The sequence below is a fragment of the Stenotrophomonas sp. YJH_SMC_14-1 genome (genome assembly GCF_059372275.1).
Genome location: NZ_JCAFVK010000002.1, coordinates 893,717 through 906,866, shown reverse-complemented (window position 1 = coordinate 906,866; position 13,150 = coordinate 893,717). Strand labels below are relative to the sequence as shown.

Below are 13,150 nucleotides of genomic sequence, written 5' to 3'. Positions count from 1 at the left end.
TGGCGTGGATCTACGGGCAATTGCGGCTGTTGGGTAGTTGTCGACCGTGGTCGACACAGAGCGAGCGCAGCGAGCGACCCGCTTCTGCTTCTCTTTTTTCTTTTCCGTGGTTGGACGCGGCAGGAAACTGTCAAAGGTGGGGCGGGTAGGCCATGCAGGGGCGTTGGCGCCATGGATGGCGCCATCGAGCTTACAGGGACGTACTTGCAGCGTCCCCTGCATGGCCTACCCGCCCCACCAAGCGCGGCTTCTGAATTCAGCGCCCCACCACGAGGGGCTCAGCCGTTCGCCGCCGCAAACGCCGGCCGCGTCAGGTTGTCCGCCTCGCCATCAGTGCACAGCACTTCGTCTTCGATGCGGATGCCACCATACGGACGGAAGAAGTCCACGCGCTCCCAGTTGATCGCATCACCATGGCCGGCGTCCTTCACTTCGTTCAACAGCATGTCGATGAAGTACAGGCCTGGCTCGATGGTCACCACCATGCCCGGTTCCAGCACGCGGGTCAGGCGCAGGTAGGGATGGCCGGCCGGGCGCTCGATGCGGCCACCTTCGTCGCTGGCGGCGAAGCCGGCCACGTCGTGCACCTGCAGGCCGATCAGGTGGCCGATGCCGTGCGGGAAGAATGCGGCGCTGACGCCGGTCTCCAGCGCGGTCTGTGGCGACACCTTGATCACGCCGAAGTCCCTCAGCACGCCCATCAGCGAAAGATGTGCGTCCACGTGCAGCTGCTTGTAGTCGAAGCCCGGGCGCACCGCTGCGCACATCTGCTGCTGGGCGGCGTCGACGGCCGCAATCATCGCGGCGAATTCGTCGTGGCCCTGCGCGGCGTAGGTGCGGGTGATGTCGCTGGCGTAGCCGTGCGCACTGGCGCCGGCGTCGATCAGGAAGCTGCGCAGCGGCTGCGGTGCCTTGCGGCCCAGCTCGGTGTAATGCAGCACGGCGGCGTGTTCGTTCAACGCCACGATGTTGCCGTAGGGCAGCTCGTTGGCATCCTGGCCGACGGCCTGGCAGTACGCCATGTGGATGCTGAATTCGTCGGCACCGTTGCGGAACGCGGCCTCGGCGGCGCGGTGGCCGCGCACGCCCAGCACCTGGGCCTGGCGCATCAGTGCGATTTCATACGGTGTCTTGCTGCCGCGGTGCCATTCCAGGTAGTTCACCACCGGCGCTGGATTGTTCGGCACGTAGTTGCCCAGTGCGCTCTGCGGCTCGCCCAGGATCGCGCAGCGCGACGGGTCGGCCGGCAGCAGGGCCAGCGCCTCTTCGGGCTTGCGGATGATGTGGATGTCGAAGTGCTCCACCCACCAGCCACTGGGGGCGTCCGGTACCACGTGCCAGTAGTCGAAGGGCTGGTGGAAGATCACTGCCGGGCGCTTGCCCGGGGTGAACACGATCCAGCTGTTGGGCACGCGGGTCAGCGGCAGCCAGGCCTTGAACTGCGGGTTGACCGCATACGGGTAGTCGCGGTCGTCGAACACCTGGTAGTGCAGGGTGCCGCTGGGCACCACCAGATGGTCGAAGCCGCCGCGGGCCAGCGCCTGCTCGGCGCGTCGGCACAGCACGGCCAGGTGGTCGGAATACAGGGCGCCGGGGTCTTGCTGGATCATTGCGGTGGCTCGACACGGAAAACGGCCTTAGATTCTGCCGCATACCGCGAAAAACCGCTGTGCCGGAACCGGCACTCAGGCCGTCGAAACCGGTCCCTCGTCGCTGTCTTCGCCCACCCACTGCCGCAGCAGCTGTCGATGTTCGCGCGACAGGGTCAGGAAGCGGAAGCCGGTCCAGCTCTGCCCGGGAACGTGTGCGGGCTCGCTCCACAGCAGATGCACGCCTACGTCGATGGCCTGCTGGCGGCCATCACCCAATGGCAAGGGAAAGCGCAGCTGGTACAGCGCATCCTCGCGCAGCGGCATGCTGGCCAGCATCAGCATGCCAGTTTCGGAGACATTGCCGAGGCGCCCGACCACGCACTCGCGCATCTGGTCGGTAACCGGCACCAGGTCCGAGACCTGGCGGCGCGGCGCGCGGCGGGTGTCCTGCGGCGGTACGGCTTTCATGCGGGGGTCTCCTGTGCGCGAGCCGTGGCCAGTGCGCGCAGCGCACCGAGGCTGGCTTCCCAGGCACGGTCGACCAGCCGGCCCTTGTCTTCGGTGACCAGCTGCGCGCGCCCGGCACTGATCTGCCGTGCCAGCGCATCCAGGTCGGTATCGGTGATCTTCTGCCCGCGCGCATTGACGAACAACGCGTGGCCGGTCAGCAGGCTGTACCAGGACAGGCGCTGGCGGCGCATCGTGCCATCGCCCGTGTCGATGTCGAACCAACTGCCGAACGGCAGGCTGGACAGCTGTTGGTAGGCGGCTTCTTCGGCGCTGCTGCGCGGCGTGGCAGGTGCGGCGCCACTGTTCGTGCCGGCGTGCTCGCCCAGGCGCGCACGTGCCTTGAGGCGTGCGCTGAGCTCGGTACGCGAGGTGCTTTCATCCTCGCCGCCGGGCGTGGCCAGCCTGCGCGCTACAGCGGCGGCTTCCTCGGCGTGGTAGCCGACCTGCAGCAATGCGGCCTCCACGTCCGCTGCCAGTACGGTATCGGTGCCGCCGGGAGCGTCGATGGCCTGCGCGGTGATGGCAGCGATGCGCTCGGTCTGTTGCAGGCGCTCCTGCCATTGCGGTGAATCGTCGCCATGGCGCAGGCGGGTGAGGGTCAGTGCATCGGCCCAGGCCTGGCGCAGCAAGGTCTGCACGAAGCGCGGTGGCGACCGGGTGTCGCAGCACTGGTCGATCTGTGCGGTGGCCTGGCGACGGGCCAGTTCCAATCGTTCCTTGCCGCGCGCGGCTTCCACATGGCGGCGCTCGGCCAGTTCGGCACGATGGGCCGCCGCGCGCTGGTGCTGCTGCACGTCTTCACTGGCGGCGGCAAAGACTTCCGGCGAACGCGCATCCTGCCCCAGCAGGCCCTGCACGCTCTGCGCCATGCGCTGCAGCAACTGCGGGTCGACATCCTCATCGCCCAGCCAGTTGGCGCCGACTTCGGCGATCTGATTGAGCAGCTCACGCCCGGGGTGTTCGTCGCGCACGAAGAAGCCCGGATCGGCCATGGCGGCGCGTGCCAGAGGTACCTGCAGGCGGGCCAGCAGCGCGGCCGGCACTGGATCGGGGCGCTGCTGCTGTTGCACCTGCTGCATCAGCATGCGCAGCAGGTCGAGGTTGTCCCGGTCGTGACTGCCCAGCTGGGCCTGCGCACCATGCTCGCTGCGCAGCTGCGCGACCACGGCAGCCTGCAGGTCGGCCACACCGGTTGCCGCACTGGACTGGGCCTGCAGGCGCGCGAGTACCGCGTCGACTGCCGCGCTGGGCACCGCGCCGCTGTCCGCCGGGGCAGGGCTGCCGTGCCGTGCCTGCTGCAGCAGTTCATGCAGTGCACTGCCGGTGGAGGTGGTCACGCCCGGCGTGGCGGGGCCGCCTGCGCCGCCCTCGTGGAAGGCGTCCTGTACCAGGCTGGACCAGGAGCCGGCCGGTGCCGAACCGTTCCAGCCTGTCAGGGGGGCTGCGGTGCGCTTGGCCGGCTGCGTGGTGCGGCCGCCCCCCACCGACTGGGTGATGATCCGCCGCGTGCTCGACGAGCGTGCCAGGTAGGGGGTGTAGACCAGCCCCGGCAGTACACCGGACTGGGCCAGCAGGGCATTGGCACGGTCAAGGATATCGCCCAGCCGTTCCAGCACCTGCCGTTCGAAACTGCGATACAGCGCCAGCTGTACCTCGACGCTCAGCGCGTCCTGTTCGGCAATCCGGCGCACCATCGCGCACAGTGCCTGCGGTGCCAGTGGCAGGGTGTCGGCCTCGAAGGCCGGCGCCGCCGCCAGCACGCCCAGGCGTTGGCCAAGCAGGTTCAGTGTGTTGGTTGAACGCAGGGTTTCGCGCCGCACCATCTCGGTCAGCAGCAGGTCGCGATCCACTTCGTGCTCATCAACCAGCGACAGCCCGAGCATGCCCGGCAGCGCTGGCGGCCCAGCACTGGTACTGACAGCGCTGACCGGTTCGCGCAACCGCGCGAGGGCGTCGGCCACGGCATCGAGCATGCGATCGGCGAAATGGCCGGCGAAGGCGTGCAGCTGTCCACGCTGGGCCATCAGCTCGGCCTGCTGCTGCGGATTGCGTGCGCGGTCGGCGTCGTGCAGCAGGGTCTGCTCCAGCGCCTCGACGGTCAGGATCAGGGGCGCCGCCAGCGTCTGCCGGCACAGGCCGATCAGCGCGCCCAGCAGCTCACGTACCCGCGGTGGCAGATCGCTGGCGGCCAGGCGGTTCTTGTCGGCAGGAGTGATGGAAAAGACAGCTGACATCGGCAGGCGGTACCCGGATTCCCGCGGATCGATCTGGTGAATCTACCGTGTCGGCCGATGTAGGCGCTACTTTAGGCTGAACGTGAATCGCATCCGCCGGGCCTGGCCCGACCGATGAACGGTAGTGCCGGCCGCTGGCCGGCAGATATGTCTTCACCGGATTGCCGGCCAGCGGCCGGAACGATCCTCTGTCAGGCGAGGATCAATCCTCCAGGAACAGGCTCACCACATCGTTGGTGAAGCGGCGGCCCAGCTCGGTCGGCTGCACATGGCCATCGGTCATGTCCAGCCAGCCGCGCTGCACGGCCTCGGCCAGGGGAGCGTCCAGCACGCTGCGCGGCAGCCCCGTGCGCGACTCGAAATCGCGCAGGCCGAAACCTTCGTGCAGGCGCAGCAGGTTGAGCATGTACTCGAACGGCAGGCGCTCCGGCGCGATCACATCGTCGCCGCCGAACGAGGCGGGCGTGCCGGCGCTGTCCAGGTAGGCCTGCGGGTGCTTCAGCTTCCAACGTCGCAGCACATGCTCCTCGGCGCCGGAACTGATCTTGCCGTGCGCGCCGGCACCGATGCCCAGGTAGTCGCCGAAGCGCCAGTAGTTCAGATTGTGCGCGCTCTGCCGGCCGGGGCGCGCATAGGCGCTGACCTCGTACTGGCCGAAACCGGCCTGTGCCAGCAATGCCTGGCAGTGTTCCTGCATGTCCCAGGCGTTGTCTTCATCGGGAATGCCCTGCGGCGGCCGCGCGAAGAACACCGTGTTCGGTTCCAGGGTCAGCTGGTAGTGGGAGATGTGTGCCGGCTGCAGCGCGAACGCGCGTTCCAGGTCGGCCTCGGCACCGGCCAGGGTCTGTTCCGGCAGCGCGTACATCAGGTCGATGTTGAAGTTGTCGTAGCCCGCGTCCTGCGCCATCTTCACCGCGCGCTCGGCTTCGCCACTGTCGTGGATGCGGCCCAGGCGCTTGAGCATGGCGTCGTCGAAGCTCTGGATGCCGAAGCTGAGGCGGTTCACGCCGGCCGCGCGATAGCGGTCGAAGCGGCCATGTTCGGCGGTGCCCGGGTTGGTTTCCAGGGTGATTTCGGAATTGGGCGCGAAACGCAGGCGTGCGCTGGCCTGTTGCAGGAAGCGGTCGATCGCCTCCGGCGGGAACAGGCTGGGCGTGCCGCCACCGAAGAACACGCTGTGCACCACCCGGCCCCAGACCAGCGGCAGGTCCTGGTCGAGGTCGCGCAGCAGCGCATCGATATAAGCGTCGAACGGCAGCTCGCCCTTGGCCTGGTGCGAATTGAAATCGCAGTACGGGCATTTGCGCACGCACCACGGCAGGTGCACGTACAACGACAGCGGTGGCGGCACCAGCCGCGGCGGGTTGTCGTGGTCGGCGGAGCAGGCTTCGCCGGGCAGATGGTTGCAGTGGTCGTGGGCGTGCGGCATGGGCTTCTTCGGTAGTGCCGGCCGATGGCCGGCTTCCCTGGGTCGATCGGGTGGCGTCAGTACAGCGTCGCCAGTTGCTGCTTGAGCTGCTGCAGGGCAATGGCGCGGTGGCTGATGGCGTTCTTCAGTGCCGGCTCCATTTCCGCGGCGGTCAGGCCGTGGGTGGTGTCCAGGAATACCGGGTTGTAGCCGAAACCATTGGTGCCACGCAGTTCGCGGATGATCTGCCCTTCCCAGCGGCCTTCGCAGATCAACGGCTGCGGGTCGGTGGCGTGGCGCAGCAGCACGATCACCGCATAGAAGCGGGCGCTGCGCTGGCCATCGGGAATGTCGGTCATCGCGTCCAGCAGCTTGGCATTGTTGGCTGCGGCATTGGTCGGGTGGCCGGCATAGCGTGCGCTGTACAGGCCCGGCGCACCGCCGAGGGCATCGACGATCAGGCCCGAATCATCGGCCAGCGCCGGCAGGCCGGTCGCTTCGCAGGCTGCGCGTGCCTTCAGCAGCGCGTTCTCGACGAAGGTCAGGCCGGTCTCTTCCACATCGCCCAGGCCCAGTTCGGCGGCCGAGGTGATCTGCAGCGGCAGATCGGCAAGGATCTCCTGCATCTCCACCAGCTTGCCGGCGTTGTGGCTGGCCAGTACCAGTTTCTTCATTGACGGGGCTCCAGCAGGTCCCAGGTGTTGCCATACAGATCGCGGAACACCGCAACCGTTGCATAGGGTTCTTCGCGCGGCGCTTCCAGGAACTCGACGCCGGCGGCGACCATCGCCGCGTGGTCGCGGCGGAAGTCGTCGGTGTTGAGGAAGAAGCCGACGCGGCCGCCGGTCTGGTTGCCGATGCGGCTGCGCTGCTCCTCGTCGCTGGCGCGGGCCAGCAGCAGGGCGGCGGCGCTGCCGTCGGTCGGGCCGACCACCACCCAGCGCTTGTGGCCCTGGTCGATGTCCTCCAACAGTGCGAAGCCGAGCTTGCCGGTGTACCAGGCAATGGCTTCGTCATAGTCGGCCACCACCAGGGTGGTCAGGGCGATGCGGCGGTTCATGCCGACAGCGCCGCCTGCTGTGCGGCCAGCAGTTCGCCCACGCCCTTTTCGGCCAGGCCCAGCAGCGCATCCAGTTCATCGCGACGGAAGGCGTGGCCTTCGGCGGTGCCCTGCAGCTCGATGAAGCCGCCACCATCGTTCATCACTACGTTCATGTCGGTGTCGCAGTCGCTGTCTTCGGCGTAGTCCAGGTCCAGCACCGGGGTGCCGCGGTACACGCCTACCGATACGGCGGCCACTGCGCCCAGGATCGGGTTGCGCTTGATGTCACCACGCTTCATCAGCACGTTCACCGCATCGACCAGCGCCACGTAGGCGCCGGTGATGGCGGCCGTGCGGGTGCCACCGTCGGCCTGCAGCACGTCGCAGTCGAGGGTGATGGTGCGCTCGCCCAGCGCGTTGCGATCCACGCAGGCGCGCAGGCTGCGGCCGATCAGTCGCTGGATCTCCAGGGTGCGGCCACCCTGCTTGCCACGGGCCGCTTCACGGTCACTGCGGGTGTGGGTGGCGCGCGGCAGCATGCCGTATTCGGCGGTGACCCAGCCTTCGCCCTTGCCGCGCAGGAAGCCCGGCACGCGGTTCTCGACGCTGGCGGTGCACAGCACACGGGTTTCACCGAAGCACACCAGCACCGAACCTTCGGCGTGGCGGGTGAAGCCGCGTTGGATGACGACCGGGCGGAGCTGGTCGGGCTGGCGGCCGCTGGGGCGGGAATCGGACATGGTGCGGGTTCCGTAATGGCGAGGGAGTACGCCGCCACGCCCGCGGCCTTCACGGGGCGGGCAAGGGGGCTCTGGTGAGGGCGCTAGGGTACCATTCCCCCTTTGCACGCACCGGACACAATCCATGATTCGAAGCATGACCGCCTATGCCGGCGGCGAGCGGGTCACCCCGTGGGGCACGCTGGGCTGCGAGCTGCGCTCGGTCAACCACCGTTTCCTGGAGGTCGGCACCCGCCTGCCCGAGGAACTGCGGGCGCTCGAACCGCAGCTGCGCGAGCGCATCGCCGCGCGCCTGAGCCGTGGCAAGCTGGATCTGGTGATGCGCCTGCGCGCGCCGGAAGCGGCGGCCAACCTGCAGGTGGACGAGGCCCTGCTGGGCCAGCTGGGCCGCCTGGCGCACCGCCTGACCTCCGATTTCCCCAACCTGCAGGTCAGCTTCACCGACCTGCTGCAGCTGCCGGGCGTGACCCGTGGCGAGGCCACCGACGCCGCCGCCCTGCAGGTCGAGGCGCTGGCGCTGCTGGACCAGGTGCTGGATGGCTTCGTCGAGGCCCGTGAGCGCGAAGGCGGCAAGTTGGCTGCGGCCATCAGCGAGCGTGTGGACGGCATCGAACGCATCGCCACCGAAGTCCGCACGCTGATTCCGGCCATTCGCGACGGCCAGCGCGCCAAGCTGGCCGCACGCCTGGCCGACCTGCCGCACCCGGTCGACCCCGGCCGCGCCGAGCAGGAACTGGTGCTGTGGCTGCAGAAGCTGGACGTGGATGAGGAACTGGACCGCCTCGGCAGCCACATCGTCGAGATCCGCCGCGTGCTCAAGCAGCGCGAGCCGGTCGGTCGCCGCCTGGACTTCCTGCTGCAGGAGTTCAACCGCGAAGCCAACACGCTGGGCTCGAAGTCCGTGGACAGCCGTACGTCCAATGCCGCGGTGGAGCTGAAGGTGCTGATCGACCAGATCCGCGAACAGGTGCAGAACATCGAGTGATGTTGCATCCAGCGGTACAGCAGGGGCGCCTTCGGGCGCCCTTGTCGTTCCAGCGCATCAGCGCACGCTGACGCCCGGCGCTCCTTCGCTCAAACGCCCGACCACGGCTGCCTGGCCGAACTCCGCGTCGTGGAAGCAGGCCAGCACTGCATCCACCGCCTCCGGAGCGCAGGACACCAGCAGGCCGCCGCTGGTCTGCGGGTCGGTCAGCAGTGGCTGCCAGTGTGCCGGCAACCCATCGGCGAAGCGCACCTCGGTGCCATAGGAGGCCCAGTTGCGGTTGGATGCGCCGGTCACGCAGCCACGCTGCAGCAGCTCCAGCGCCTGCGGCAGCAGCGGCACCTGTGCACTGTCCACCTCGGCAGCGACACCACTGGCGCGGCACACTTCCAGCAGGTGGCCGAGCAGGCCGAAGCCGGTGACGTCGGTCATGGCATGCACACCGTCCAGCGCGGCCAGCGGCACGCCCACGGTGTTCAGGCGGGTGGTCGACGCGATCATCTGCCGGTAGCCGTCGGCATCCAGCACTTCCTTCTTCAGTGCTGACGAATACACGCCCACGCCCAACGGCTTGCCCAGCACCAGCACGTCGCCGGCGCGGGCATCGGCATTGCGCTTGAGTCGTTGCGGGTCGAGCACGCCGATCGCAACCAGGCCGTAGATGGGTTCCACCGAATCGATGCTGTGGCCACCAGCGACCACGATGCCAGCATCGGCGCAGGCGCGTTCGCCACCCTGCAGAATGCCGCGGATCGTGTCCTGCGGCAGCGTGTTGATCGGCATGCCGACGATGGCCAGTGCGAACAGCGGGCGCGCGCCCATCGCATACAGGTCCGACAGCGCGTTGGTGGCCGCGATGCGGCCGAAGTCGAACGGGTCGTCGACGATCGGCATGAAGAAGTCGGTGGTGGCGACGATCGCCTGCCGGTCATCGAGGCGATACACCGCGGCGTCGTCGCTGTTCTCACGGCCCACCAGCAGCTCAGCCGGTGCCGGAAGTACTGGAACGCCACGCAGCAGTTCGCTCAGCACGCCCGGCGCGATCTTGCAGCCGCAGCCGCCGCCATGCGCGAGAGAGGTCAGTCGTTGCGGGGCATCGGCCGTTGAAGGGGCGGGGGACTGCGCGTGCGTGGCCATGCCGACATCTCCTGCGGGAACGCGAATGGCGGAAGGCAGCAGGAGTCGAACCTACCAGGGAACGATCGACGCCCCCTACTGGGTTTGAAGCCCAGCCGCATGCCCGGATGCGCATGCCTTCCGAAAGTACGGCGGTACCGGTGGGCTCAGTCGCGGGCTGCGTTCCACTGCAGGTCGCCGCGCGGCCGATGCTGGTCACCGACGCGTCGAGTGTAGCCAACGCGATTAAAGAACTCCAAGATCTGGATGCTGCGTTTGCGGCCCAGGCCGATGGCATCGCGGAACGTGGCCGCATCCACCGTGCCGCTGGCCTGTGACAGCTGCGCGACGATCGCGGCGAGTTCCGCAATGCACGCGGGTGCATAGAACAGGTCCGGCACCACCTGGAACAGCTCGCCACGTGCGGTGGCACGGCGCAGGACGGCGCGGACTTCGTCTTCGGCCAGGCCGATCTCGGCAGCAAGGGTGCGCACCCACGGCGGATCGAAGCGACCGGCGTGCAGTTGCGGCAGCACGCGTTCCAGCAGCAGACGCTCGCGTTCCGGTGGCGCATGGTCATGCCCGGGCAGGCGCCACCAGGCACCCACGCGTTGCACGCTGCCGTCGTCCAGCAGGTCCTGCAGCAGCGCATTCCAGAGGCTCGCTGCAAGCGCGGGCAGGGTGCTGCGCTGCAGGCGGCCGCTGTCGACACCGGGTTCGTCCGGGCGTCGCTCATGCCATCCACGCAGTGAGGCGATCACCTGCTCGCGCAATGCCTGCCAGTGCGACACAAGGATGACTACCGTGTCTTCGCGGGTGACGATGCGTCGCGTGTCTGCAGGAAGATCGATCCGGTCGGCGGCGCGCCGGCAGTAACGCTGCAGCGCGGCCATGGCAACGCCGAAGGGCGCCTGCTGCAACAGTGGGCCGATTCCCGCACCCGCGGCCAGTTGCTCCAGTGCTCCCAGCCATGCGAGCCGTGCAGGACTGCGCCGGCGCCGCTGTGGCGGGTCCGGATCGAGCACGAGGCCGCCGCCCAGCGTGTGGGTGGCCGCTGAATCGCGGGCAATGAAGTGATCGCCACACATCGCACAGACCGGAGCATCGAACACCAGCTGCACCAACTGCCCATCACCGTGGTCATGGTCCTCCAGCAGCACCACATGGGCCTGCCGGTGCATCGTGCCCCAGTGGATATGCAGCGGTGCCCAGTCGCGCAACGGTGCGGCCAACGCGGACAGCCGCAACCGCACATCAACGCGGGTGGTGGCCAGCAGTGCGCGTGCGTCGGCGATCCAGTCACCGCGACGGATGTCATCACGGGCGATGGCCGCCAGGTTCAGCGCGCAGCGCTGCCCGGCCATCGCGTGGTCACTGGCCTGGTTCTGCGCGTGGATGCTGCGTATGCGCACTTCAGTGGCGGCCGGCATCAGCTGCAGATGCTCACCCACCGAGGCGATGCCGCCGTGCACTGCACCGGTCACCAGCGTGCCATGACCGGCCAGCGAGAACACGCGGTCCACCGGCATGCGGAACAGCTCGCTGCGCAGTTCGGCCTGGCGCGTGCTGGCGTCGTCCGCCGCCCACGCGTGCAGCTGGGTACGCAGCGCGTTGATGCCAGCATCGTCGGGTGCGGTGCTGTTGCAGGTGAACACAGGGGAATCCTGCAGCGGCGTGCCGGCCAGCAGGGCAGCGACCTCGATCTCGACCCGGGCCAGGCGCGCCGCATCCACACGGTCGATCTTGGTCAGCGCCACCGCACCCCGGTTCACGCCCAGCAGCTGCAGGATGGCCAGATGCTCGCGGGTCTGTGGCATCACGCCGTCGTCGGCAGCGATGACCAGCAGGGCGACGTCGATACCCGTGGCGCCGGCCACCATCGTGTGCACGAAGCGCTCGTGGCCCGGCACGTCGACGAAACCCAGCGTCGCGACAGGACCTGTGCCGTCCCTGCGTTCCACAGGAACATAGGCATAGCCCAGCTCGATGGAAATACCACGCGTACGCTCTTCCTGCAGGCGATCGGTTTCGATGCCGGTCAGTGCCCGCACCAGGCTGGTCTTGCCATGGTCGATATGCCCGGCGGTGCCGACGATCATGCCTGCAGCGTGCTCCACTGGGCGAGGAAGTCGGCTTCGTCGGCCGGTTCCAGGCAGCGCAGGTCCAGCCACAGCGCGTCATCGGCAATGCGGCCCAGCACGGGTCGCGGCAGCTGACGCAGGCGCTTGGCCAGCCGATCCAGTCCGCCACGGCGCGCGCTGGTAATGCGCAGTCCGGCGCTGGCCAGCTGCGCCTGTGGCTGGGCGCCGCTGCCGATCTGGCTGTGCATCGAAGCGGGCCCGAGGGTGTAGTCCGCCGTGAGCGAGGCACGCATCGGCTGCAGCAGGCGCTGGGCCTGCGCATCAATGTCATCCTGCGTGCGCGAGAGCGCGCGCAGTGTCGGCAGCCGCTGTGCCAGCAGCTCGGGTTCGCGGTACAGGGCCAGCACCGCTTCCAGTGCGGCCAGGCCCATCTTGTCCATGCGCAGTGCCCGCTTCAGCGGGTTGCGGTTGATCCGCGCGATCAGGTCGGCGCGGCCGGCGATGATGCCGGCCTGCGGACCACCCAGCAGCTTGTCGCCGCTGAATGAAACCAGATCGGCGCCGGCCGTCAGCGTTTCCTGCACGGTGGGTTCGTGCGGCAGGCCGAACGTGGCCAGATCGCACAGGCTGCCACTGCCCAGGTCCACCACCAGCGGCAGGCCATGCTCGTGCGCGATCGTGGCCATCGCCGCCGTGTCGACCTTGGCAGTGAATCCGGTGATCGCGTAGTTGCTGGCATGCACCTCCATCAGCAGCGCTGTGCGCGCGCCGATGGCGTTGGTGAAGTCGGCCGCATGGGTGCGGTTGGTGGTACCCACTTCCAGCAGCCGAGCGCCCGCGCTGCGCATCACATCCGGGATGCGGAAAGCGCCGCCGATCTCCACCAGCTCGCCGCGCGACACCACCACCTCACGGCGGTTGGCCAGGCTGTTGAGCAGCAGCAGGACCGCTGCGGCATTGTTGTTGACCACAGTGGCGGCTCCGGCACCGGTCAGCTCGCAGATCAGTGCCTGTACCCGCGCATCGCGGTCGCCGCGACGGCCACGGATGACGTCGAACTCCAGATCGACCGGCGCGGTCATCGCGCGGGTGACTGCCTGCACCGCGGCCTCGGGCAGCAATGCGCGACCCAGGTTGGTATGCAGTACGGTGCCGGTCAGGTTGAACATCGGCTGCAGGTCCAGCCGTGCATCGGCTGCCAGTGCGGCCTCGACCGCTGCCACCAGCGCCGGGCCGTCGACCGCTTCCTGCAGCTGCGCGGTCGACAACTGGCCGGCGCTGACGCCCTCACGCAGCACCTGCAGGTGCGAACGCAGCAGCTGGGTGATGCGGCTTCGACCGTGGCCTTCGATCAGTGGCGCCAGTGCAGGCAGGCGCAGCACCCGGTCCAGCGAGGGCAGGGCGGCGGCCGATGCCGGGGCGGGGGGTATGGCTGTCATCGC

11 protein-coding genes and 1 tRNA gene are annotated in these 13,150 nt (G+C 68.5%); 1 reads left to right on the top strand and 11 read right to left on the bottom strand.

What is annotated here, in order from left to right; all coding sequences use genetic code 11:
• Positions 1–278: 278 nt before the first annotated feature.
• The 7 genes from pepQ to rph form a co-directional block, all read right to left on the bottom strand.
• The gene (gene pepQ / locus AC5P9P_RS09065) at positions 279–1,610 is read right to left on the bottom strand and encodes a Xaa-Pro dipeptidase (protein WP_231522119.1); all 1,332 of its coding nucleotides are present in this window, start codon (positions 1,608–1,610) and stop codon (positions 279–281) included.
• A 75-nt stretch (positions 1,611–1,685) separates the two neighbouring features.
• Positions 1,686–2,060, bottom strand: coding sequence for a PilZ domain-containing protein (locus tag AC5P9P_RS09060; RefSeq protein WP_005410894.1), 375 nt, complete (start codon positions 2,058–2,060; stop codon positions 1,686–1,688).
• On the bottom strand, positions 2,057–4,336 hold the full coding sequence (locus AC5P9P_RS09055) for a DUF1631 family protein (RefSeq protein WP_495232698.1): 2,280 nt from the start codon (positions 4,334–4,336) through the stop codon (positions 2,057–2,059). Before AC5P9P_RS09055 ends, AC5P9P_RS09060 begins: the two co-directional genes overlap by 4 nt.
• A 202-nt stretch (positions 4,337–4,538) precedes the next feature.
• Complete coding sequence (gene hemW, locus AC5P9P_RS09050; protein ID WP_288469223.1) at positions 4,539–5,765, bottom strand: radical SAM family heme chaperone HemW; 1,227 nt, start codon at positions 5,763–5,765, stop codon at positions 4,539–4,541.
• Positions 5,766–5,821: 56 nt separating this feature from the next.
• Entirely contained in the window at positions 5,822–6,418 is a 597-nt protein-coding gene (gene rdgB, locus AC5P9P_RS09045; protein WP_033834954.1) for an RdgB/HAM1 family non-canonical purine NTP pyrophosphatase, read from the bottom strand.
• Positions 6,415–6,804 (bottom strand): VOC family protein, encoded by a 390-nt coding sequence (locus AC5P9P_RS09040; protein ID WP_005414366.1) that lies wholly within the window; start codon positions 6,802–6,804, stop codon positions 6,415–6,417. Before AC5P9P_RS09040 ends, rdgB begins: the two co-directional genes overlap by 4 nt.
• The gene (gene rph / locus AC5P9P_RS09035; RefSeq protein ID WP_005410889.1) at positions 6,801–7,526 is read right to left on the bottom strand and encodes a ribonuclease PH; all 726 of its coding nucleotides are present in this window, start codon (positions 7,524–7,526) and stop codon (positions 6,801–6,803) included. The genes AC5P9P_RS09040 and rph overlap by 4 nt, the downstream gene beginning before the upstream one ends.
• Before the next feature lie 124 nt (positions 7,527–7,650).
• On the opposite strand from rph, the gene AC5P9P_RS09030 reads away from it, so the two are divergent.
• On the top strand, positions 7,651–8,511 hold the full coding sequence (locus AC5P9P_RS09030) for a YicC/YloC family endoribonuclease (protein WP_005410888.1): 861 nt from the start codon (positions 7,651–7,653) through the stop codon (positions 8,509–8,511).
• A 57-nt stretch (positions 8,512–8,568) separates the two neighbouring features.
• On the opposite strand, the gene selD is transcribed toward AC5P9P_RS09030, so the two are convergent.
• From selD to selA, 4 genes are all read right to left on the bottom strand, one after another.
• Positions 8,569–9,648 (bottom strand): selenide, water dikinase SelD, encoded by a 1,080-nt coding sequence (gene selD / locus AC5P9P_RS09025; RefSeq protein WP_495232697.1) that lies wholly within the window; start codon positions 9,646–9,648, stop codon positions 8,569–8,571.
• Positions 9,649–9,674: 26 nt separating this feature from the next.
• Positions 9,675–9,770: transfer RNA gene (locus AC5P9P_RS09020), tRNA-Sec, on the bottom strand.
• 24 nt (positions 9,771–9,794) lie between these two features.
• On the bottom strand, positions 9,795–11,726 hold the full coding sequence (selB, locus tag AC5P9P_RS09015; protein WP_049403447.1) for a selenocysteine-specific translation elongation factor: 1,932 nt from the start codon (positions 11,724–11,726) through the stop codon (positions 9,795–9,797).
• Positions 11,723–13,147, bottom strand: a complete 1,425-nt coding sequence (selA, locus tag AC5P9P_RS09010) for an L-seryl-tRNA(Sec) selenium transferase (protein WP_495227226.1) — start codon at positions 13,145–13,147, stop codon at positions 11,723–11,725. Before selA ends, selB begins: the two co-directional genes overlap by 4 nt.
• Between the last annotated feature and the right edge of the window lie 3 nt (positions 13,148–13,150).

Bases quoted from the DNA above. Each gene is read 5' to 3' on its own strand.
- pepQ (WP_231522119.1), bottom strand. From the start codon at position 1,610: ATGATCCAGCAAGACCCCGGCGCCCTGTATTCCGACCACCTGGCCGTG.
- AC5P9P_RS09060 (WP_005410894.1), bottom strand. From the start codon at position 2,060: ATGAAAGCCGTACCGCCGCAGGACACCCGCCGCGCGCCGCGCCGCCAG.
- AC5P9P_RS09055 (WP_495232698.1), bottom strand. From the start codon at position 4,336: ATGTCAGCTGTCTTTTCCATCACTCCTGCCGACAAGAACCGCCTGGCC.
- hemW (WP_288469223.1), bottom strand. From the start codon at position 5,765: ATGCCGCACGCCCACGACCACTGCAACCATCTGCCCGGCGAAGCCTGC.
- rdgB (WP_033834954.1), bottom strand. From the start codon at position 6,418: ATGAAGAAACTGGTACTGGCCAGCCACAACGCCGGCAAGCTGGTGGAG.
- AC5P9P_RS09040 (WP_005414366.1), bottom strand. From the start codon at position 6,804: ATGAACCGCCGCATCGCCCTGACCACCCTGGTGGTGGCCGACTATGAC.
- rph (WP_005410889.1), bottom strand. From the start codon at position 7,526: ATGTCCGATTCCCGCCCCAGCGGCCGCCAGCCCGACCAGCTCCGCCCG.
- AC5P9P_RS09030 (WP_005410888.1), top strand. From the start codon at position 7,651: ATGATTCGAAGCATGACCGCCTATGCCGGCGGCGAGCGGGTCACCCCG.
- selD (WP_495232697.1), bottom strand. From the start codon at position 9,648: ATGGCCACGCACGCGCAGTCCCCCGCCCCTTCAACGGCCGATGCCCCG.
- selB (WP_049403447.1), bottom strand. From the start codon at position 11,726: ATGATCGTCGGCACCGCCGGGCATATCGACCATGGCAAGACCAGCCTG.
- selA (WP_495227226.1), bottom strand. From the start codon at position 13,147: ATGACAGCCATACCCCCCGCCCCGGCATCGGCCGCCGCCCTGCCCTCG.